18 protein-coding genes and 1 tRNA gene are annotated in these 22,970 nt (G+C 29.1%); 15 read left to right on the top strand and 4 right to left on the bottom strand.

Going from position 1 to position 22,970, the window contains the following annotated elements:
- Positions 1–158: 158 nt before the first annotated feature.
- The 4 genes from KI686_RS10485 to KI686_RS10470 form a co-directional block, all read right to left on the bottom strand.
- Positions 159–2,603, bottom strand: a complete 2,445-nt coding sequence (locus tag KI686_RS10485) for a TonB-dependent receptor plug domain-containing protein (protein WP_237589241.1) — start codon at positions 2,601–2,603, stop codon at positions 159–161.
- 3 nt (positions 2,604–2,606) lie between these two features.
- Positions 2,607–3,500, bottom strand: coding sequence for a FecR family protein (locus KI686_RS10480; RefSeq protein ID WP_237589240.1), 894 nt, complete (start codon positions 3,498–3,500; stop codon positions 2,607–2,609).
- An 85-nt stretch (positions 3,501–3,585) separates the two neighbouring features.
- Entirely contained in the window at positions 3,586–4,107 is a 522-nt protein-coding gene (locus KI686_RS10475; protein WP_237589239.1) for an RNA polymerase sigma factor, read from the bottom strand.
- Positions 4,108–4,224: 117 nt separating this feature from the next.
- Positions 4,225–4,605, bottom strand: a complete 381-nt coding sequence (locus tag KI686_RS10470) for a Fur family transcriptional regulator (RefSeq protein ID WP_237589238.1) — start codon at positions 4,603–4,605, stop codon at positions 4,225–4,227.
- Positions 4,606–4,686: 81 nt separating this feature from the next.
- Between KI686_RS10470 and KI686_RS10465 the strand changes: the two genes are divergently transcribed.
- The 15 genes from KI686_RS10465 (at position 4,687) to KI686_RS10395 (ending at position 22,919) form a co-directional block, all read left to right on the top strand.
- Positions 4,687–5,091 carry a MerC domain-containing protein gene (locus KI686_RS10465; protein ID WP_237589237.1) on the top strand — a complete coding sequence of 135 codons (405 nt, stop codon included), beginning with the start codon at positions 4,687–4,689 and terminating at the stop codon, positions 5,089–5,091.
- On the top strand, positions 5,081–5,746 hold the full coding sequence (gene folE / locus KI686_RS10460) for a GTP cyclohydrolase I FolE (protein WP_237589236.1): 666 nt from the start codon (positions 5,081–5,083) through the stop codon (positions 5,744–5,746). The genes KI686_RS10465 and folE overlap by 11 nt, the downstream gene beginning before the upstream one ends.
- 46 nt (positions 5,747–5,792) lie before the next feature.
- Positions 5,793–7,466: a PhoX family protein gene (locus KI686_RS10455; RefSeq protein WP_237589235.1), complete on the top strand. Its 1,674-nt coding sequence runs from the start codon at positions 5,793–5,795 to the stop codon at positions 7,464–7,466.
- A gap of 30 nt (positions 7,467–7,496) precedes the next feature.
- Positions 7,497–8,399, top strand: a complete 903-nt coding sequence (locus KI686_RS10450) for a GTP-binding protein (RefSeq protein WP_237589234.1) — start codon at positions 7,497–7,499, stop codon at positions 8,397–8,399.
- Between the two features lie 207 nt (positions 8,400–8,606).
- A complete protein-coding gene (locus KI686_RS10445) occupies positions 8,607–8,849 on the top strand; it encodes a hypothetical protein (RefSeq protein ID WP_237589233.1) in 243 nt (80 codons plus the stop codon).
- Positions 8,850–9,063: 214 nt separating this feature from the next.
- Complete coding sequence (locus KI686_RS10440) at positions 9,064–11,436, top strand: TonB-dependent receptor (RefSeq protein WP_237589232.1); 2,373 nt, start codon at positions 9,064–9,066, stop codon at positions 11,434–11,436.
- 53 nt (positions 11,437–11,489) lie between these two features.
- The gene (locus KI686_RS10435; protein ID WP_237589231.1) at positions 11,490–12,302 is read left to right on the top strand and encodes a DUF4625 domain-containing protein; all 813 of its coding nucleotides are present in this window, start codon (positions 11,490–11,492) and stop codon (positions 12,300–12,302) included.
- Between the two features lie 61 nt (positions 12,303–12,363).
- The gene (locus tag KI686_RS10430) at positions 12,364–12,843 is read left to right on the top strand and encodes a DUF4625 domain-containing protein (protein WP_237589230.1); all 480 of its coding nucleotides are present in this window, start codon (positions 12,364–12,366) and stop codon (positions 12,841–12,843) included.
- 144 nt (positions 12,844–12,987) lie between these two features.
- Positions 12,988–13,950 carry a DUF4625 domain-containing protein gene (locus KI686_RS10425; RefSeq protein ID WP_237589229.1) on the top strand — a complete coding sequence of 321 codons (963 nt, stop codon included), beginning with the start codon at positions 12,988–12,990 and terminating at the stop codon, positions 13,948–13,950.
- A gap of 209 nt (positions 13,951–14,159) precedes the next feature.
- A complete protein-coding gene (locus KI686_RS10420) occupies positions 14,160–14,909 on the top strand; it encodes a 5'-nucleotidase C-terminal domain-containing protein (RefSeq protein WP_237589228.1) in 750 nt (249 codons plus the stop codon).
- A complete protein-coding gene (locus tag KI686_RS10415; RefSeq protein ID WP_237589227.1) occupies positions 14,909–15,823 on the top strand; it encodes a bifunctional metallophosphatase/5'-nucleotidase in 915 nt (304 codons plus the stop codon). The genes KI686_RS10420 and KI686_RS10415 overlap by 1 nt, the downstream gene beginning before the upstream one ends.
- Before the next feature lie 25 nt (positions 15,824–15,848).
- A complete protein-coding gene (locus KI686_RS10410; protein ID WP_237589226.1) occupies positions 15,849–18,647 on the top strand; it encodes an alpha/beta hydrolase family protein in 2,799 nt (932 codons plus the stop codon).
- 8 nt (positions 18,648–18,655) lie between these two features.
- Entirely contained in the window at positions 18,656–21,637 is a 2,982-nt protein-coding gene (locus KI686_RS10405) for a WD40/YVTN/BNR-like repeat-containing protein (protein ID WP_237589225.1), read from the top strand.
- 247 nt (positions 21,638–21,884) lie between these two features.
- Positions 21,885–21,966 (top strand) — tRNA-Tyr (locus KI686_RS10400).
- Between the two features lie 278 nt (positions 21,967–22,244).
- Positions 22,245–22,919, top strand: a complete 675-nt coding sequence (locus tag KI686_RS10395) for an NUDIX hydrolase (RefSeq protein ID WP_237589224.1) — start codon at positions 22,245–22,247, stop codon at positions 22,917–22,919.
- Positions 22,920–22,970 lie beyond the last annotated feature (51 nt).

Genomic DNA, 22,970 nt, shown 5'->3' with positions numbered 1-22,970 from the left:
ATTAATTTATGACACTTTTTAGTCTGTTAAAAACTATAATGTGCTTGTTTTAATGTAATACGAGTAAGTATTATTTTTACCCAACCCTTTTTTTAAAAAAAATAGAGAAATTTTATTAAAAGAAATAAACCAACTTATAAACATCTGATTTTAAGTTGCTAAAAAAATAAATTTACTTGAAGGTTTGGTGAGAATTTACTAGATTTTCTAAATGTACTGTCTGAAGTATTTTGAAAAACATTTACAGTATTATCTGCATTATAAAGGTTAAGAATAGACAAGCCGATAACTGTTTTAAAACTTTTAGATGTATTGTAAAAAGTATAAGAAGAAGAAAAATCAAGTTGATGTAAAGCATCAAATCTATCAGATAAATCTGCATCTAAGGTATTATTATCTGTTTCATCAGGATAAATAACAGGCATCCCAGAAAAATATCCCCAAGAAATTGCAAATTTCCATTGATCTAAGTTTAACAAGGTTGTAAAATTAATAAGATGTTTTTGGTCAAAAAAAGCATCGGTAGCAGTATTATTAAAATTTGTTTGCGTGTTACTTAGCGCATAACTTACCCAAGATTCTAATTTGTACCATTTCTTTTTTACAAAAATATTTGCTCCTAAACTAGAAATACTTCCTTGGTTGTCATCCGTTTTGTTGGTAATATTATTTGTTTTTTTACGATACAACTCTACATCTAACAACCATTTAGAAGTATCAAAAACGGCACCAAACATAGCTTGTTTTCCTTTTAAAGGATCTATTTCTTTATTGGGTAAATACCAAAGTTGATTGGTAATATTAAAATCATCAAAATCATTGGTTAGTTTTTTTTGAATAAATTGATTTGAAGTACCTATTGATGATTTTAAATATAGATTTTTATTAACTGCATAACTAGCTGATAAACGAGGGTTTATATGGAATTTCTTTTTTGGAGTATAATAATTGTTATGAAAACCTAAATTAAGAATCAATTTATCTTTCCAGTTTTTTTGCAAAGAAAAATATGCAGAATGTACAACTGCACTTTGTTTACGCTCAGAATCAATACTATTTTCTAACTCAACCTCGTTACTAATTAACGAATGTTCTGTAAGTGTATAACCTGTTTTAAATAATAAATTAGAGCTGTGTTTATAAATAGCTTCAGTTATAAAACGAGTATCTAAAATTGTGTTATCATATTTTTGTAAACTATTTCTTTCATCTAATAAAAAACCTTGGCTTTCACTTATCAAATTCATTTTAGATCTACTAATCCGTAATTCTGTTATCCATTTTTCAGAAAAATTAGCTTCCCATTTTCCTGTAATACCCCAATTATCTAGTTCTAAATCTCTAAAATCTGTTTGATTATTATTGTCACTACTTTCAACTTCTGCCGATAAATCATTCTTTATATTTATAAAACTTAAAGACGCAGCATGTTTTTTGTTAATTTTATAATTTAATTTAACATTCATATCTAAAAAACCGATACTAAAATTTTCGGTATCATTTACCTGATCTGCAATGTTTTCTAATCTACTTCCTTGAAAAATAAGTTCGGATATAGCCTCTAATTTTGGGGTTTTAAAATTTGGATAACTAGTTCTAAACGCCGCAATAAGTGATAATTTATCTTTTATAAGTTTGGTTTTAACCGTGGCAGCAGCAAATAATGTGTTTAAAGACATTTCATAACGCGTACTGTCTTGTATTTTATTGCTAGTTTTTATATCTATAAGTCCACCTACACGACCTCCAAATTTTGCAGGTAACATATTGCGTTGCACATTAATATTTGTAATTACAGAACTATTATAGGGTGAGATTGCTCCCAAAAAATGTCCGGAATGATAAATAGGAATATCATCTATTTGAATAAGGTTTTGGTCGTAGGTGTTACCTCTAAAATTTAGGTTTCCAGATTTTCCACTTGGCGAATGTATGCCTGGTATACTTTGCAATACGTTAAAAATATCTCCATCGGTTTCTCCTGCTAATAAACCTAAAGTTTGTGGATTTATTTGTAAACTGTGGTCGCTTAATTTAGCATCTATACCTTGTGTTAAATAACTAGTTAAAATAATTTGATCTAAATGAATTTGCTCTTTATAAAATTTTAAAGTTTTTATGGCTGATAAATCTTGAGCTTGTATGTGTATCGTTTTATGAAAACTAGAATATATATGTATAGAATCTAAAGGGAAAATAGTTTCTAACTTAAAAACTTTATCCTCAGCTAAAATACTTTGTTTTTTTGAGTTATTTATTTGATACTCTAACGTTAAAATACTTTCTTTTGTATCTTTTTCTATAGCTTTAAAATTAATATTTATCCTTTTCGGAATAACCATATAATTTAAACTGTCTTGGGTTTTAATGTAAATTGGCACTCTATTTTGTATGCTTTTTAAGCAAGAAAAAATAGTTTTACAATTAAGGTTATTATCTAAAGAAACAGTATTTAAAAGAGTATGATTGTAAGAAAAGTGAACGTTATATTCTTTTTCTAATTGTGTTATTTTTTCGGAAAATTTAATTTTTTTTTGCGTTTGTGCTCTACAAAAATTTATAGTAACCAAACAAGCAATTAAAATAACTAATCTTAAATTCATCCGTTAATTAAAGGTAACTGTATTATTTTTATCAATACTATATTTAATTTCCATAGAGGTAAATAAAGTTTGTAATGCTGTATTTAAATCTTTATGTGTTAATGTACCTGTAAATTCTAAAAGATGATATTTTTTTGGTAAGTTAATTTGTACATTATAATACTTTTCTAAATCATTAATAACATTTAACAAGTTAGTTTTGTTGTATTTACTAAACCCATTAATCCATTCTGGTACACTTTTATCATGTGTATAATTAACCAGTTTATCTTGTTTAGCAGTAACCCATTGTCCTTTGGTTAAAATTTTTATATCTGTTTTGTAAACTACTTCTACCTTTCCTTCATAACAAACAACTTCAAAAATATTTTTATTGTTATTTACGTTAAATTGAGTACCCAGAACGTTAATTTGTCCTGTTTTTGTAATAACTTTAAAAGGATTTCCTTTAATAACATCAAAAAAAGCTTGACCATCTAATGTAACAACTCTATTATTTTTCCAATCTTTCTTTTCATAAGAAACACTAGACAATGCATCCATTTTAATAATTGTACCATCAGGAAGTGTAATTTTTTTGTTTTCTGCTATATCTGTAGTAATTGTAGTGGTTTGGTTATTAAAATTAAGAAACATAAAATAACCTGCAGAAATCAATAGTAGTAAACTTGCAGCTATACTTAACCAAGAGATTTTCTTTTTTTGTTTTAATGAAGTAGGAGCAATTACATGTTTTTTACGTGCTTTAAGGTCTTTTAAACCTTTATCAATATCCATTTTTTCTACTTTCCAAGTATCAATATCATCTAAAACAGATTTAAGAGCATCTAATTCTCCAGATTTTTCTAATTCGATTTTCTCTGTATCGTTTAAACGATTATCGAGCCACCGAGCCATAAAATTTTCTTTGTTAAATTTATCGTCCACGATTAAATCTATTTTAATTTACTTTTATACGCACAGCATAACATATTACCCAACCTTAAAAATTGCGTTTTTGTAATTCCGTAATTTCTTTTAATTTTATTAATGCTTTTGCAATACGTTTTTCTACCGCAGTTTGACTAATTTGAAGCTTTAATGCAATTTCTTTGTACGTTAATTTTTCAATTCTATTTAACAAAAAAGCTTCACGCTGTTTTTCTGGCAAAGCAGATATTGTGTCTTCTATTTTTTGTTGAAATTCTTTAGTTCTTAAATAAAAATAAGGATCTTCATAGTCGTGGGTTTGTACTGCATTTTTTTCGAACTTTAAAGCTACTTTTTTAGATCTAATAATATCAATAAACAAATTTTTAGAAACAGTATATAAAAAACCAGCCGCCTTTTCGTAAATAATAGTACTACATTTTGCCCATAATTTAATAAAAGATTCTTGTACAACATCTTCTGCTTGTGCTAAATTACCAAACTTAAAATACAAGTGATTCCTTAAGCTTTCTGCATGTGTTCTATATAAATTATTATATACATCTTCATCGCAAATAGAAAAAGATTTATTCATTTATTCAATTAATTTGAGTAAATATAAGTAATAATTTATAAGAATTGTGGCTTGTAAAAAACAGTAGTAAACGGTAAGAAGATTAAATAGTGTAAATAAGGTACTTATAAAAATAGATTAAGCACAACATGTTTCGCATTTTCCTTGTATTAAAACCTGAGAAACAAATACTTTTCTTTTATCAATTTTAGGAATATTTACAGTTACAGATAAGCAATCTACTTTACCACAACTTAAACATTGAAAATGAGGATGTACATCTTTATGTTCACTAGTTGTACAACCATTACATTTTGCGTACCATTTAAGCCCTTCTTTACCAAGAAAAGAGTGTAAAACACCATCATCTTCTAATTTATCTAAAACACGATAAATAGTTGTTTTGTTAAACTGTGTATCTAATTGTTCTATTAATTGCTTAGCAGAAATAGCTTCTGAGCTATTTTTAAATTGGTTAAGTAATATTTCTACCGATTTTGTTTTCCTAATAATACCCATACAACAAATATAATGCTACTTGGTTGTATTAACAAGTTTTTTATCTACATTTGCAACTCAGTTGTATTAATAATTATTTAAATGATATTTACAAAACAAAAAGCAGACAGTATTGGTGCAATATCAAGCACACTATGTTTAATACATTGTGTTGCAACACCTTTTATTTTTTTAGCACAAAGTAGCTTATTAAATTGTTGTAATGAAGTACCAAGTTGGTGGAAATTATTCGATTATTTTTTCTTAATAATTTCTTTTTTTGCGGTAATCCGTACTACACAAACAACAACCAAGCAATGGGTTAAAACAGCTTTGTGGTTTAGTTGGGCGTTTTTATTTACAGTAATAATCAATGAAAAATTTGAATTATTATCTCTTAACGAAAACATAATATTTATACCAACAATTTCATTAATATATTTACACCTGTATAATAGAAAATATTGCCAATGTAATACAGATAAATGTTGTACACATGAAGGATAAAGAACAGATAATACTTACTGGAGATAATCATATTTCTACAAGCATAAAAACACCTTTGCGTGCAGATGCTTTTGATAAATCTGATGATGAAAAGATAACAAATATTCAACATCATTTTAAAATGATTATGGAAGAAATGGGACTAGATTTAACCGATGATAGTTTGTCTGGCACACCATACAGAGTAGCAAAAATGTATGTTAAAGAATTATTTTATGGTTTAAATCCTGCAAACAAACCAAAACTATCCACTTTTGAAAACAAATATAGTTATCAAAAAATGTTGATAGAACAAAATATTACCATAGACTCTGCTTGTGAGCATCATTTTTTACCAATAGTAGGTTTTGCCAATGTTGCTTATATTCCTAAAGATAAAGTAATTGGTCTTTCAAAAATTAATCGTTTGGTAGATTATTATGCACGTCGCCCTCAAGTACAAGAAAGGTTAGTACTGCAAATTTTAAACGATTTACAAGAAGTTTTAGATACAAAAGATGTTATTGTTTCGGTAACTGCAAAACACCTTTGTGTTTCTTCAAGAGGAATAAAAGATCAAAGTAGTTTTACGACTACTTTAGAGTATGGAGGTTGTTTTTCTGATTCAGAAATAAGAAACGAATTCTTAAAAATTATATCACAACAAAAAATATAATAGACACTATAACAACTATATATTTAATTTTTTAGCTAAAAATAAAATGGATTATAATAGAAGAAAATTTATTTCCTTTATGGGAAAAGCAAGTTTAGCATCACTTGTATTACCTCAATTTTTAATGAGTTGTGGCAATACAGCAAACCCTACAAAAGGATTTAATACTATTTCTGATGAAAGATTGCAAGAACTTCAAAATTTAATTTTAGAAGGAATAACTGCTTCAGATAAAGATGATTTATTGTTAACTAAGGGATTAGATTACCATACCATATTAAAATGGGGAGATAAAATTAGCGATACAGACACTTTTGGCTTTAATAATGATTATACTTGTTTTATTCCGTTTGATGATACGAATCCTAAAGATGGATTATTATGGGTTAATCACGAGTATATAAACCCTTTATTTGTTTCTGGTTTTGATGAAAATATTGAGAACAAATTACCAAAATCAAAAGAACAAGTAGACAAAGAAATGTATAATGTTGGCGGAACTATTGTACGTATAAAAGAAGAAAACGGGGTTTGGAAAGTTGTAAAAAACGATCCGCATAACAGAAGAATAACAGCACAAACAGACATTGCTTTAAATTGGGATACACCAATTAAAGGAAAAAATAGTGTAAAAGGTACACTTGCCAATTGTTCTGGCGGAATTACACCTTGGAAAACATTTATTACTTGCGAAGAGAATTACGATGGTTTTTGGGGGGAAACCATATATGATGAAAATAATGCAGAAAGCCATGTAAATAGTGATTATGGCTGGGAAAACTTTTATGATTATCCGCCAGAACATTATGGTTGGGTTGTAGAAGTAAACCCTAAAGACGGAACCGCGCAAAAACACATTGCTTTAGGGCGTTTTGCACATGAATGTTGTACTTTGTATGAATTAGAAGATAAGAGAGTGGTTGCTTATACAGGTGATGATCATAACGATGAACATTTATATAAATTTATATCTTCTAAACCAGGTTCTTTAAAAGAAGGAACTTTGTATGTTGCAGATACCATTAACGGAAAATGGTTGGCTTTAGATTGGGAAAATCAACCGATATTAAAAAGTAATTTTAAAGACCAAACAGAAGTTTTAATTAGAGCAAGAGAAGCATCAAAATTAATAGGTGCAACACAACTTAATAGACCAGAAGATATAGAGATAGACCCAATTACAGGAAACATTTTTATTACCTTAACAAACAACAAACCTAAAGGAGATTTTCATGGTTCTATTTTAAAAATTGAAGAAAAAAATGGTGCTTTTGATGCTTTAACTTTTAAAGCATCTACTTACATTGCTGGTGGAGAAGAGAACGGTTTTTCTTGTCCGGATAATTTAGCTTTTGATATGTCTGGAAATCTTTGGATAACTACAGACATGTCTGGTAGTGCTATGAATCGAGCAGATAAACCATATATGCCTTTTAAAAACAACAGTTTGTTTGTAATACCAAGGCATGGTAAAGAAGCTGGAAAAGTAATTAGAGTTGCTTCTGCACCAAGAGATGCAGAATTAACGGGGCCTTGGTTTTCTCCAGACGGTAAAACATTATTTTTAAGTGTACAACACCCAGGAGAACAAACCAAAGATGTAAAGAACCCAACAAGTACCTGGCCATTTGATACCGATAATATTCCTAAATCTGCAGTAGTTGCTATTACAGGAGATTTAATAGAAAAAATGAACAGATTAAATATGATAGAGGCTTAATTTAAAACCTTTATCTATCCTTTAAAATATATGGAAGCAATTATTACCATTGTTGGTTTTTTAGGTTCCGGAAAAACAACTTTATTAAACTTTTTAATAGATCGTTTTTCTAAAAAGGATTACCATCCTTTTGTTATTTTAAATGATTATGAAAATGCCCAAATAGACATACAACAGTTTTTAGATAAAGTAGATAATAAATACCTAAAAGCACTTTCTGGTAGTTGTATTTGCTGTAGTGGTATTAACGAACTTAGAAATTATGTAAATGGAATTCCTACTCGTAAAAACGGAATTACATTAATAGAAGCAAACGGAACATCTGATGCTTGTTCTTTAATGGAGTTTTTAGGTGTTGGTGTAAATGATCGTTTTTTACCACCAATACAAATTGCTGTGGTAGATGTAAAAAACTGGCAAAATAGAGGAGAGTTTAATGATTTAGAAGCAAATCAGGTACAAGTATCATCTTTAATTGTGCTTACACATTTAGAAAATGCATCAGAAGAAAGAAAGAATTTTGTAATAAATAATCTAAAAGAAATAAATCCTTACGCTAAAATTAGCACTATAAATACACTTGATCTAGACTTACTACTTGTACTTTCTCCTTCTAAAAATGTAGCAGAAAGATTAGAACATCAAAAAGCACATTGGACTTCTTGTTCTATAGATTTACCTGTTTTACCTAATATTGGTTGTATTGAAGAAATTTGCAAAAAAATACCTAAAAGTATTTTAAGGGTTAAAGGTTGTGCTAAAATAATGAATCAAGAAAATTATACTTATTTTGAAAGAGTGCCAGATGGTAACGTATTTGTTAGGCCATTTAGAGGCATACCAATTACTGGTACAAAACTGTTAACAATTGGTGCTGGAAGTGATCCGTCTTTGTTAGAAAAAATTATTAAATCATCAATTTTAAATAAATAATTTTTTTCGAGTAATAAACCTTTTAAAAAACTAAATTTTAACTAAAATATCTATCGCAACTTTGTTGCATTATTGTAAAAAAAGAATACATTTGTACAATAAATAGATAACAATTATTTGTAATAGCTTAGTATTTTTATACTTTCAATGAAACACAGTCGTTTTAAAAAAAATATCACTTTTTTGTTTCTTGTCTTTTTTCTATCAATGAAAATGACAGGAATGCATTCTTTGTCTCATACAGATGATGGTGAAGAAATTTGTGTTGTTTGTGATTATGCTATTGAAAATAATTTAACACCAACAATTACTCCGGATATTAATGATTTCGAAATAGAAAATATCGAATTTATTATTCAGAAAGAAGTTGCAATTTATTACAATTACACTATTCTTAGTGATTCTATTTTAAGAGAACTCTTTTCTCGTCCACCACCTTTTTTAGTATAAGTTTCTATACATTTTATTCTTTACAAGAGTAATTAGTAGTTAACTCTGTTTTGTGATTTTCTATAAGTAATATTATTGAATTTACACAAAAGTTTAGCACTCACTATTTTTTACTAGATAAATAAACTATTGATAACTAAATCAATAGATGTATGGATTTTATCCTAGTTCTTTATCAAGAACAATTATTAAAATCTTATTGTATTTCAAAATTATGTTAAAAAAAACACTATTAAGTGTCTTACTATTTTTTAGTTTTTACACTGTATCATTAGGTCAAGATCTTTATCAAATTAAAGGTTCTGTACTAAATGCTAATACTTTACAACCTATAGAAGGAGCTAATATTATTGGTAAAAACCGATATGCAATTTCTTCTAAAACAGGAGAATTTATTTTAAAAAATATAGCAAAAGGTACTTATACTTTTACTGTGTCTTATGTTGGTTTTATTACAAAAAAAATTACAGTTAATGTAAATTCTGAAACTGAAAATTTATCTATTCATTTAATAGAAGGTACAACATCATTAGAAGAAATTAAAGTTTTAGGAAAATCTAAAGAAAGAATTGTAAAAGAAATACCAATGGTTTCTCAGTCTGTTTCTAAAGAATTTTTAGAAAACAATAGAGAAAATAGTTTGATGCAAACCCTAAGTAAAATACCTGGTGTAAGCACTATTAATATTGGTTCTGGGCAATCTAAACCTGTAATTAGAGGTTTAGGTTTTAATAGAGTTGCTGTGGTACAAAACGGAATAAAACACGAAGCACAACAATGGGGAAATGATCATGGTTTAGAAATAGATCAGCAAGGAATAGAAAACATACAAATTATAAAAGGACCCGCTTCTTTGTTATATGGTTCGGATGCAATTGCTGGTGTTGTAGATATTCAGCCTAATAAAATTCCATCGAAAAATTCTTTTAATGTTGAAGTAAATATTTTAGGAGAAACAAATAATGATTTAATAGGAGTTTCTGCCGGAATTACATCAAGAAAAGAAAATTGGTTTTATCGTGGTAGACTAACTTACAGAGATTATGGCGATTATAAAGTACCAACAGATCAAATAAATTACGAAAATTACATTTTCGATTTACATAACAACAATTTAAGAAATACTGCGGGTAAAGAGGCTGATGCTAGTATAAGTATTGGTTATGATAAAAACAGCATAACATCGGAAACTTCTTTTAGTAATGTAAATGCCAAAAATGGTTTTTTTGCCAATGCTCACGGATTAGAAGTAAGAACTTCTAGCATAGATTATGATAGTTCTAATAGAGATATAGATTTGCCTTTTCATAAAGTAAATCACTTTAAAATTACCAACAATACTTCTATAAAAACAGATAATCACAAATTGTATTTCGATTTTGGTTTTCAAAACAACCATAGAGAAGAACACTCAGAACCGGTACCACATGGTTATATGCCTAAACCTTCGGATAGTAAAGAAAGAGTTTTTAAAAAGAATACCTATTCTTTTAATGCAAGAGATGCTTTTAAACCAAATAGCAAACACGATATGGTTGTTGGTTTAAATATAGAATATCAAGATAATAATATTGATGGATGGGGATTTTTGATTCCAGAATACGATCGTTTTACAGCAGGAATATTTGGTTATGATCAATTTGAAGTTAACTCTAATTTACACATTTTAGCAGGATTACGTTATGATTACGGGTTTGTAGATACAAAAGCCTATTACGATTGGTTTCAATCAACCATAAATAATGATGATGGTTCTACCTCTTATGTATATTTACAAAGATCGCAAGACAAAACACTTAATTTTGGTAATGTTAGTGCTTCTTTAGGGCTTAGTTATATCAACAATAAAACTACTTATAAAGTAAATATTGGTAGAAGTTTTAGAATGCCGTTGTCCAATGAATTGGCATCAGACGGTGTAAATTATCACATGTATCGTTATGAGCGAGGAAATATAGATTTAGATCCAGAAATATCATATCAATTAGATGTTGATGTAGATCATACTTCAAAATCTTTTAGCATTGGTGTAAGTCCATTTGTAAATATATTTGAAAACTATATTTATTTAAATCCTACTTCTAGTTATTACGAAACTTTACAGATTTACGAGTACACACAAGCCAAGGTTTTTAGAATAGGAGGTGAATTTAGAGCAAATACATCTATTAACAAAAACTTACAATTAGATACCTCTGTAGAGTATGTATATTCTAGACAAACAAGTGGTGCAAAAGAAGGATTTACCTTACCGTTTTCGCCACCATTATCTGGTTTGTTATCTGTAAACTATCGATTAAAAGATGCTTTTTTATTTAAAAATCCGCAATTAATGGCAGATTTTAGAATTACTGCCGCACAAGAAGAAATTGTACCACCAGAAGAAAAAACAGTTGGTTATCAAGTATTAAATATGTCTTTTTTATCAGAATTAGATGTATTTAAAAATAATGATCCGATTGAAATGCGTTTAAAATTGAACAATGTGTTTGATACAAAATACTTTAATCATACAAGTTTTTACAGATTGATAGATGTACCAGAAGCAGGTAGAAATTTATCATTATCTGTAACCATACCATTTTAAAAATAATTTAATACTAGTATAAATAATAATCAAATCAATTTAAATTAACACAAATGAAAACAAAAATTAACAAATCAAAATTTAAAATTTTAGCAGTAATTGCTTTTTTCGCCCTGTCATTTCAATCTTGTAGTAATGATGATGATCCTGTAGATTTAGCAGCACCAGTAATCTCTAGTTTTGAGTATGGAGAAGGTCATCATGACGAAGAAGAAGAACATGATGAGGAAGAAGAAGCATATGCATATAGAGGTTCTGACTTACATTTAGAGGCAGAAATTTATGCAGAAGCAATTGTAAGTAGTATAGAAATCTCTATTCATGCACACGATTTAGCTGTAGGAGAAGGTGAAGAAGAGTGGGATTTTGAGCAAGTATATACAGATGCAAATTATTTAGTGATTAACGCAAGTTTTCACGAACATATTGATATTCCGGCTACTGTACCAGCAGGAGAATACCATGTAGAATTAATAGTTACAGATGAGTTAGGAAATGTAACTGAAGTAGAAGGGCATATAGATATTTTAGATGTAATTACTTTAAGTGATATTTCTATTGATAGTGAAGTGGTTAGAGGAGAAGACTTTCATGCAGAATTTATGATTGACGCTGTAAATGGTATACATAGTATTTCTGTTGATGTACACGCGCACGATATAACACCTGCAGACGGAGAAGTTGAATGGGATTATGAAGTAGAATTTTTAGATGGTTACCATGAAGAAACAGAAGTAGAATTTCATGAGCATATAGATGTTCCGGCTACAGCTCCTGCAGGAGAATACCATATTACTTTTACAGTAGAAGATGAAGATGGTAATACCAAAGAGTACGAGACTCATATTGATGTTACTGCTTCTTAATTAAAAGAAAATAATACTGCATTGTGTATAATTATATACAATGCAGTTTAAAAATTATAGAATGAAATTTACATTAAAATATTTTTATTTTTTATCAATTATAATACTATTTGCTGCATGTTCTGGTAGTGATAGTATTGAAATAGATGAAGAAAAACCAACCATAAGTATTGATTATACAGACGGTTTTCCTCAAGGTTGTACATCTTTAATAAAAGGAGAAACGTATAATTTTAGAGCAATGGTTACAGATAATCAAGAATTAGCCGCTTATAGTATTGACATTCATCATAATTTTGATCATCACACACACGATGATCAAGTTGCAGAATGTAGTTTAGAAGACACAAAAACGGCTGTAAATCCGTTAATTTTTATAGAAAATTACACTATAGAAGAAGGAGGAACAAATTATGAAATTAACGTTTCTATTACAATACCTGATGATGTAGATACAGGCGATTATCATTGTGCATTTTCTGTAACAGACGCAACAGGTTGGCAGTCTAGAACTTCTGTTGACATAAAAATTATAGATTAAAAAACACCAAAACAGTTTACTACATCAACCTAAGTTTGAATATGGATTATTTTTAGATGTAGCTAGCAGTGTCATAAAACTTATTATGGCACTGCTTTTAAAACAGAACCCAAATTATACCAAAAACCAAAAAAAACTAAAACATTGAAAGCCATACAAACAATTAAAACTATTACATTAAACCTATTAGTTTTAACATTTATATTTAGTTCTTGTACTAACAATAAAGAAGAAATTGATTTGGTTTTACCAACAATATCTGAAATTGAAATAGGTTTACATAATAATGAAATAGGAGTTATTGGTGAAGATTTTCACTTTAATGCAGAAGTACTAGCAGGAGACTTATTAGAAAATGTTACCATTAACATAGTACAAAAAAGCGATATAGAATATTCAGAAGAATGGACTTATGAGATTATTTTTACTGAAAGAATTACAGATCTAAAAAATGCTACACTTCATAGACATTTTGATATTCCAGCAGATGCACCAAAAGGAATGTATGATATTGTAATTACAGTAAATGATCAAAATGGAACAAGTTTAGAAGAAGTTAGAAATATAGATTTAATTGATGCTAACGATTTTCCTGAAGTAACGCCATGGGTAAGCGTATTTAGTGTAGATAAAATAAATGAAGACAATCCTAGTGGAGGTTGGAATAACTTTTATAATAACGGAGAATTTAGAAATGAAGAAGAAGCTTTTTTTAATAAAGATGAATCTATATGGTCTTCTTTTCAAATAGGTGATGTTAAAGGCAATGGAATTATGTATGGTCTATTGATAAAAAAGAGTTACAATCATTTACCAGAAAATATAGAAGAAATTGATTTTTCTAAAGTTATTGTAACAGAAGTTGTTGAGCATTTTGATGAAGAGGAAATTTTTATTTTAAAAAATAACAAAGATACTGGGCACTGGAACTATGGAGTACCTTTACAAATAGGAGCAACAGAAGACAATTTAACACCAACTGCAAACGCTATAATAGACGGCAGAGCTTGGGAAACAGGCACCTATTATTATGGTGTAGTATACACAAACCTTTCTTATAATAGAAGTACATTTAAGTATATAGAGTTCGATATTATAATGGAATAATTTACAAAGCAGTGTTATAAAACTTATTATGGCACTGCTTTTTTTTTGATAAATAGTTAAAATAAATGATAGTTTTTTACATTAAAAAAAGATTTTTTTTAAAACACTTTCAATTAATTGCATTTTAACAAACTGTAAAACTATTTTATTAGAATAAAATAAGGATGTTTCTTTATAATTTATTAGCTTTCGAACTCATAAAAAACACCATGAAAATATCTCACATTATTTGTTGTTTCTTACTATTAGTTTCTTGTAAAAAAACGGAACAACAACTTACTAAAATAACGGCAAAAAACATTGCAATAGACAGTATTATTGTACCATCAACAAAAATTAATCAATTAATAGCACCTTATAAAGAGCAACTTACAAGTGATATGCAAGAAAAATTAACTTTTACGCCTGTAAAGTTAACCAAACAAAATATTTCTATGCAAAGTACTTTAGGTAATTTATTAGCAGATTTAAGTATAGAAATGGCGAATCCTATTTTTAAGGAAAAAACAAAAACAACTATCGATTTTTCTATGTTTAACAACGGCGGAATTCGTGCAACTATTCCGGCAGGTAACATATCTAAAGAACACGCATTTAAACTAATGCCTTTTGATAATGAATTTGTAGTTGTTACTTTAAGTGGAGATAAAATAGAGGAGTTGGTTTCTTATTTAATTAAAAACAAAGCTGCACATCCGCTGTCTAAAAATATAGCACTTACTATTAAAAAAGACAAAACTTACACACTTAAAATTAATGGTAAAAATTTTAGCAAAGATAAAACCTACACTGTTTTAACTACAGATTATTTACAAGGAGGTGGAGATAAAATGAATTTCTTTAAAGAACCTTTAAAACTAACTATTTTAGATTATAAAATGAGAGATGCTATTATTGATTATTTTAAAAAAGTAGATTCTTTGCAAACGGATATAGATAACCGCGTAACAATTAAATAATGAAAAGAAGAGATTTTATAAAAAGTACAAGTGCAGTTTCTACTTTAGCTTTAGTAGGTGGTTTAACAATACCTTCTTTTACAACAAAAAAACAAAGGCACATAACTATTTTACACACAAATGACACACACAGTCATATAGAGCCTTTTAAAGCAAATGATAACCGATTTCCTAATAGAGGTGGTGTTGCCAGGCGTGCTACATTAATAAGTAAAATTAGACAAGAAAATAAAAATACACTGCTTTTAGATGCTGGTGATATTTTTCAGGGAACTCCTTATTTTAATTATTTTGGTGGAGAATTAGAGTTTAAATTGATGAGCACTTTGCAATATGATGTTGCTACAATTGGTAATCATGATTTTGATAATTCTATAGATGGTTTATACAAACAATTACCAAACGCTAAGTTCGATTTTGTTTCTGCAAATTACGATTTTAAAAACACCGTTTTAGATACACACATAAAACCTTATAAGGTTATAGTTAAAGACGGAATTAAAATAGGAGTTTTTGGTTTAGGTATAGAGTTAGAAGGTTTGGTTGGTAAAAAAATGTACAAAGAAACCGGATATCTAGATCCAATAGAAATTACACAAGAAATTACTCAAAAATTAAAAAATGAAGAAGAGTGCGATTTAATTATTTGTTTATCACACTTAGGGTATTATTATAAAAACAATCCTAATAAAATATCTGATTTAAATTTAGCAAAAGTTACAAAAGATATCGATTTAATTATTGGCGGACATACACATACTTTTTTACCAAAACCAACTATTGTAAAAAATAATGAAGGTAAAAATTTATTAGTAAATCAAGTGGGGGCTTATGGTGTAAATCTAGGTCGCATCGATTTTTATTTTGATGAAAACAATCATAAAACAGCAAAAGGAACAACCATTTTAGTGTAAAAACTAAACCAAAATTATATCGTTTATGAAAATTCTATCAACAGTTGTATTGTTAGCATTTGCCTTTTCCATACAGGCTCAAAAAAAAGTTATGGAACATGAAGACAAAGCTTTATGGAATCAAATTAAAAATGTGAGTATTTCCAATTCAGGAGATTATCTTTTATATGGTTTAAATAAAGACGAAAAAGATGAAACTTTATTTTTAAAAGATTCTGATGGAAAAGAAATCATGTCTTACAACAGAACCAAAGGAGGTAAATTTACTTACGATTCTAAATTTGCTGTTTTTTCTGTAAATGCTTGGAAAGATAGTATTACAGAAATGAAACGAAAAAAGGTAAAAAAGAAAGATTTCCCTAAAGACACTTTAGTAATTTTTAATATTGCTAATAAAGAAATTAAAAAAATCCCGAACGTAAAATCATATAAAATACCAGAAAAATGGTCGGGTATTGTTGCTTATTATTTAGAAGAAATAACTCCTCAAAAAAAGAAATCAGAAAAAGAAGAAAAGCCTAAATCTAAAAAGAAAAAAACAAAAAAGGTTTCTAGTAAAAATGGTTATCACTTAGTAATAAGACATTTAGAAAATGGTTTAGAAGATACCTTACAATTTGTTACAAAACACGCCATTTCTAAAGAAGGTAAAGTAATAACATACTCAACCACAGGTTTTAAAGATAAAATAAAAAGTGGTGTTTATAAATACGATGTAAAGAAAAGAACTACTAATTTATTATTTGAAAGTCATAACAAAACAACATATCCACAAATCGGTATTTCAAATTCTGGTAAAAAAATAGGTTTTGTGGTAGATGCAGATACTACCAAAGCTTTAATTAAAAAACCTAGTTTGTTTGCTTATACTTTGGGTGATGAAAAAGCCAAAGAAATTGTAGTATCAGAAAAAAATGCCTCTAAATTATTAGTTTCAGCAGATCAAAAATTAGAGTTTTCTAAAAATGAGGAACGTTTGTTTTTTGGCTTAAGAAAACCACCAATAGTTAAAGACACTACTTTAATTGACGAAGAAATTGTAAATGTAGAAGTTTGGACGTATAATGAGCCAAGATTGTACACAGTACAAGAAATGCAAGTTAAAAAAGATCAAAAAAAAGCATACTTATCTTTATATGATTTTACAGAAAATAAAGTAGTACAAATTGCCACTGAAGAATTTGATGAAGGAAAATATGCAGATGAAGGAAACTCTAATTATGCAGTAATTAGTAACAGCACACCTTACATGTTACAAAGCCAATGGACAGGCCAACGCCCAATGGATATGATGAGAGTAAACTTATCTACAGGAGAAAAAACAATGCTAGGTAAAAAGATTTACGGAGGTAATTCTCTTAGCCCGAAAGGAAACTATTTATACGGATATTCTAGAAAAGATTCTACATGGTTTACTTACAATCTTAAAACTTTAAAATACAAATCTTTAACCAAAGGAAAGCAGTTTTACAATGAATTACACGATTATCCAGACGATCCTAGAAGTTACAGAGCATTAGGTTTTACAGAAAATGATAAAGAATTATTAATTTATGATCGTTATGATATTTGGTCTTTCAATCCAGATACTGGAGCATCAAAAAAATTAACCAATGGTAGAGCTACTAATACTAGCTACCGTTATGTAAAATTAAATGACGACGAAAAATCAATTTCTACTAGTAAAAATTGGTTTTTAAAGACCTTTAATGACGAAACAAAATTTAGTGGTATTGCTATTTACAATCCAAAGAAAAATAAAGTAACTCAAATAGTAGAAAGTGGTCATACTTATGGTGATTTTAAAATGGCTCAGCAAGATAATAAAAACAGCATGCTATATACGCGCCAAAATTTCACTGAATTCCCAAACTATTGGTTAACAGATGTCAACTTAAAATCTCCAAAACAAATTACAGATGCAAATCCGCAACAAAAAGAATACAATTGGGGAACTGTAGAAATGGTAGAATGGACCTCTTTAGATGGTATACCTTTAAAAGGAATGTTAGTAAAACCAGAAGATTTTGATCCAAATAAAAAATACCCAATGATTGTAAATTTCTACGAGAAAAGTTCTGATGGATTATACAGATACAAATCTCCTTCTTATGGTAGGTCTACAATAAACTATCCTTTTTATGCCAGTCGTGGTTATTTAATTTTTAATCCAGATATTTCTTATAGAGATGGTTATCCAGGAGAAAGTGCTTTAAACTGTGTAATTCCTGGTATTACCGCTTTAATAGATAAAGGCTTTGTAGACAAAGATAATATTGGTGTACAAGGGCATAGTTGGGGTGGTTATCAAATTGCTTATTTGGTTACCAAAACAAATATTTTTAAAGCTGCAGAATCTGGAGCTCCAGTACCAAATATGATTAGTGCTTACGGAGGTATACGTTGGTGGACAGGCTTAAGCAGACAATTTCAATACGAACATACACAAAGTAGAATAGGTGGTACTCCTTGGGAATATCCGCAAAGATATATAGAAAACTCACCAATTTTTAATATCGATAAAATTAACACACCTTTATTAATTATGCACAATGATGCCGATGGACATGTACCATGGTATCAAGGAATTGAGTTTTTTGTCAGCTTACGTAGATTAGGCAAACCTTCTTGGTTGTTAAATTATAATGGAGAACCTCATTGGCCTTTAAAAATGCAAAATAGAGTAGATTTTAACATCAGAATGGCTCAATTTTTTGATTATTACTTAAAAGGTGCTAAAAAACCAATGTGGATGGAACGTGGTGTACCAGCCATAGAAAAAGGAATTAACCAAGGTTATCAATTAATAGAAGAAGATAAATAAATAGTAGTATGAAATTTAAAACAATAAAAATTAGTCTTCTTTTTGTGTTGATGGCTTTGGGTAGCAAGGCACAAGATTTTGATGCTTTTCAATACAGAACCGTTGGGCCAGAAAGAGGTGGTAGAGTAACCACAGTAACAGGAACTCCACAAATTCATGGCACTTTTTATTTAGGAGCTTCTGGTGGTGGTGTTTGGAAAACCGATGATTATGGTGTTTCTTGGAAAAATGTTTCTGATGGATATTTTGCAACTCCATCTATTGGTGCAATTGAAGTAGACGTAAACGATGCTAACATTGTATATGTTGGTACAGGATCCGACGGATTAAGAAGTAATGTTATTTCTGGTAAAGGAGTTTACAAATCTATTGATGCAGGAAAAACTTGGGAACATTTAGGGTTAAAAGAAACAGGACAAATAGGTGCTGTAGAAATAGATCCTAGAAATAATAATACTGTGTGGGTAGCCGCTATTGGTAATGCTTTTAAAGCTAATAGCCAACGTGGTATTTTTAAAACAACAGACGGAGGAAAAACTTGGGAAAAAATTTTATTTATTTCAGATAAAGTAGGTTTTGCAGATTTAGAATTACTACCAAATAACCCAGATATTGTGTATGCTGCTGCTTGGAAAGCAGAACGTAAACCTTGGACAATTATATCTGGTGGAAACCAAGATGAAGGCGGAATTTATAAATCTATAAACGGAGGTAAAGATTGGACTAAGTTAGATAACGGTTTGCCTAAAAACTTAATTGGTAAAATAGATTTAGCCGTTTCTCCTGTAGATTCTAGCATTTTATATGCGGTTGTAGAAGCTCCTGGTAAAGAAGGTGGCTTGTATAAATCTGTAAATCAAGGTAAATCATTTGTACAAGTTTCTGATAATAGTGGTTTGGTAAACAGACCCTTTTATTACACTAATATAGAATTAGACCCAACAAATCCAGACATTGTATATTCCAATGCAAATCCGCTATTAAAATCTATTGATGGAGGAAAAACATGGAAACGTATGAGTGTACCTCATGGAGATAATCATGATATTTGGTTAAACCCTAACAATCCAGAATTATTAATACAAGCCAATGATGGCGGGGCTAATATTTCTCATAATGGTGGTAAAACATGGTCTTCTCAATTTAATCAACCTACAGCAGAATTGTATCAAGTAGAAGTAGATGATCAATATCCTTATTGGTTATATGCAGGTCAACAAGATAACAGTTCTACAATATCTGTACCTAGTTTTCCACCTAGTGCCATTCAATATCCAGGTATTGGTTGGATAATGAATACAGGAGGATGCGAAACTGGCCCTGCAATACCTAAACCTGGTAATGCAAATATTGTGTACTCTAATTGTAAAGGTAGGTTTTCTGTATTTGATAAAATTACAGGTACAGAAAAAAGTTATTATGTTGGCGCATCAAATATTTATGGTCATAACCCTAAAGATTTAAAATATCGTTTTCAAAGAGTAGCGCCTATTCATGTTTCGCCACATAATCCTGATGTTATTTATCATGGCTCACAATTTTTACATAAAACGACTACAGATGGCGAAATTTGGGAAACCATATCGCCAGATTTAACTGCTTTCGAAGCAGACAAACAAGTTATTTCTGGAGGTCCTATAACAAGAGATATTACAGGAGAAGAGTATTACAGTACCTTATATTCTATTAGAGAATCTAAACTAAAAGAGGGTTTAATTTGGACAGGCTCTAACGATGGTGTAGTTTCTGTAACAAAAGATGGAGGAAAAACTTGGGAAAATGTTACACCTAAAAAAATGCCAAAAGGTGGCCGTGTAGAATCTATAGAACCTTCTCACTTTAACCCTGCAATTGCTTATATAGCTGTAGAAAGACATTTATTAGGTGATGATAAACCATACATTTATAAAACTTCTAATTACGGAGATTCTTGGCATTTGCTTACAACAGAAACAAACGGAATTCCTTCAGATCATTTTACAAGAGTGTTAAGAGAAGATCCTACAAGAGAGGGTTTATTGTATGCAGGTACAGAATTTGGAATGTTTGTTTCTTTTAATGATGGTAAAAACTGGCAATCTTTTCAACAAAATTTGCCTGTAACCCCAATTACAGATATTAAAATATTTCGTGGAGATCTTATATTAAGTACAATGGGTCGTGCTTTTTGGATTTTAGATAACATTACAGCTTTAAGAGATTTAAAAATAAATCAATTAAACAATACACCTGTTTTATTTAAGCCAGATAACACCATTCGTTACAGATACCCTAAAGTAAGTGGTAGAGCAGGAGTGGCACAATATCCTAGAACAAGTGTAATTATTGATTATTATTTACCTAAAGGAAATAAATCTCCAATTCAATTAGAAATTTTAGACGCCAATAAAAATGTTGTGGCAAGTATTGTTAGTGATAAAAAGATGATGTCTAAAATAGAAGAAGTAGAAGACATGAATTTAAGTCAAGTTTTTAGATATGTAGATACAAAACTTGAAACAGCAGCAGGAATTAATCGTTTTCATTGGGATTTACGCCAAAAAGGAGCGTGGTCTAGCAATAAAAGTAGAAGTTTTAAAAGAGGTCCTTTAGTTGCTCCTGGCATTTATACAGCAAAATTAATGGTTGATGGACAATCTTTTGAGCAATCTTTTGAAATTGAAATGGATCCAAGAGTTGAAAAAAATGGATTAACTAAAGCAGACATTATAAATCAAATTGAGTTACAAAAGAAAGTAACGGTTTTATTATCTGATGCAAGAAAACTACAAGCTAAATTAGAAAAAGAAAAATCTGATAAAGCAAAAAAAGTTTTAAAACAATTAAAAAATGGTGATGAAATTTACCCACAACAAATGTTTGTTGCACAGGTTTCTTACTTACTTAATATGATAAGTAATGCCGATCAAAAACCTGGGCAAGAAGCAGAAAACAGATATAAAGAGTTGGTAGAACAATTACAAAAACTACAACAAGAAGCAACTAATTAAACAAAATAATCTAACGGTTTAATTTAATTAATATTTTAGGCATTATTGTTTTCACATAACAATAGTGCCTTTTTTATTTAAATAACTGTAAATGAATGTTATCGCTTTTTACACAGTAAAAAGAGGTATTTTTATTGTAATTTTTTTAAAAAAATTGCCATCTTTTTTAGGTCATTTATAAAAACTTTGTATTTTCGCAATCCTTAAGAAAACAAGGTTGTTTTTTCTATAAAACAATAAGTAAAAAGGGGAGATACTCAAGCGGCCAACGAGGACGGACTGTAACTCCGTTGACTATGTCTTCGCAGGTTCGAATCCTGCTCTCCCCACAATTTACTATTCTATCCAATAAATACTTCAAGTTTTTCTACTATTTTTTTATATTGATAAGTAAAAAATAAAATACTTTAAAATTTTTAAATAAGTTAGATTAAGACATCAATTACAACTCAAAATTTTAATTTAATTCTATTTTCTGAGAATCGCGTATTTTAAAAATAATTTACAAGAGTACAGAATATTCAATTCTCAGGTTATTTCAAATTATAGTATTGCATTCACGTTTATAAATATTATTCCATATTTTAGCGTAAAAAACACGCATAAAATGCAACAATCAATTCAACTTTCAGTAGATGCCGTAGTTTTTGGTTATGAAGCAGGATCAATTTCTGTATTACTCATCAAAAGAAAATATGAACCCTTTAAAGGAGAATGGGCAATTCCTGGTGGTTTTGTTTTAGAAAATGAATCTTTAGAAAGTGCAGTAGAACGAGAATTGAAAGAAGAAACAGGTATTACAATAGATTACCTAGAGCAATTATACACATTCGGAAATCCAAACAGAGATCCAAGAAGTAGAGTAGTGTCGGTAGCCTATTTCGGATTGGTAAAACCGAGTGCCTTTAAAATATTTGCTTCTACAGATGCAGAAGAAGTACAATGGTTTCATATAGACGAACTTCCTAAACTTTCTTTCGATCATGAAGAAATACTAAAAAAAGCAATAGCTAGACTACAAGCAAAAATAACTTACGAACCTATAGGTTTTGAGCTGTTAGACACCAAATTTCCGTTTTCAGATTTAGAAAAACTATACACAACCTTATTAGGTAGAGCTATAGATAGACGTAATTTTAGAAAGAAAATATTGAGCCTAAATATATTAGATCAATTAGATGAAAAAGTTTCTAAAGGCTCAGGAAGACCTGCTAACTTATTTAAATTCAATAAGAAAAGATATTTTAAATTAAAAGAAGAAGGTATTATTTTCGATATCTAAATCATTCAACTAAATAGTTTGTGTAAAATAAACACAAATAAGTTTTGTTAG

Origin of the sequence: Polaribacter sargassicola, assembly GCF_021991835.1 — a bacterium.
GTDB classification, from domain to species: domain Bacteria; phylum Bacteroidota; class Bacteroidia; order Flavobacteriales; family Flavobacteriaceae; genus Polaribacter; species Polaribacter sargassicola.
Note: the sequence above shows the minus strand (reverse complement) of the source record. Positions and strands in the feature narration are given on the sequence as shown.

Coding starts and splice junctions, on each gene's coding strand:
- KI686_RS10485 (WP_237589241.1), bottom strand. CDS start 2,603: ATGAATTTAAGATTAGTTATTTTAATTGCTTGTTTGGTTACTATAAAT.
- KI686_RS10480 (WP_237589240.1), bottom strand. CDS start 3,500: ATGGCTCGGTGGCTCGATAATCGTTTAAACGATACAGAGAAAATCGAA.
- KI686_RS10475 (WP_237589239.1), bottom strand. CDS start 4,107: ATGAATAAATCTTTTTCTATTTGCGATGAAGATGTATATAATAATTTA.
- KI686_RS10470 (WP_237589238.1), bottom strand. CDS start 4,605: ATGGGTATTATTAGGAAAACAAAATCGGTAGAAATATTACTTAACCAA.
- KI686_RS10465 (WP_237589237.1), top strand. CDS start 4,687: ATGATATTTACAAAACAAAAAGCAGACAGTATTGGTGCAATATCAAGC.
- folE (WP_237589236.1), top strand. CDS start 5,081: ATGAAGGATAAAGAACAGATAATACTTACTGGAGATAATCATATTTCT.
- KI686_RS10455 (WP_237589235.1), top strand. CDS start 5,793: ATGGATTATAATAGAAGAAAATTTATTTCCTTTATGGGAAAAGCAAGT.
- KI686_RS10450 (WP_237589234.1), top strand. CDS start 7,497: ATGGAAGCAATTATTACCATTGTTGGTTTTTTAGGTTCCGGAAAAACA.
- KI686_RS10445 (WP_237589233.1), top strand. CDS start 8,607: ATGAAAATGACAGGAATGCATTCTTTGTCTCATACAGATGATGGTGAA.
- KI686_RS10440 (WP_237589232.1), top strand. CDS start 9,064: ATGTTAAAAAAAACACTATTAAGTGTCTTACTATTTTTTAGTTTTTAC.
- KI686_RS10435 (WP_237589231.1), top strand. CDS start 11,490: ATGAAAACAAAAATTAACAAATCAAAATTTAAAATTTTAGCAGTAATT.
- KI686_RS10430 (WP_237589230.1), top strand. CDS start 12,364: ATGAAATTTACATTAAAATATTTTTATTTTTTATCAATTATAATACTA.
- KI686_RS10420 (WP_237589228.1), top strand. CDS start 14,160: ATGAAAATATCTCACATTATTTGTTGTTTCTTACTATTAGTTTCTTGT.
- KI686_RS10415 (WP_237589227.1), top strand. CDS start 14,909: ATGAAAAGAAGAGATTTTATAAAAAGTACAAGTGCAGTTTCTACTTTA.
- KI686_RS10410 (WP_237589226.1), top strand. CDS start 15,849: ATGAAAATTCTATCAACAGTTGTATTGTTAGCATTTGCCTTTTCCATA.
- KI686_RS10405 (WP_237589225.1), top strand. CDS start 18,656: ATGAAATTTAAAACAATAAAAATTAGTCTTCTTTTTGTGTTGATGGCT.
- KI686_RS10395 (WP_237589224.1), top strand. CDS start 22,245: ATGCAACAATCAATTCAACTTTCAGTAGATGCCGTAGTTTTTGGTTAT.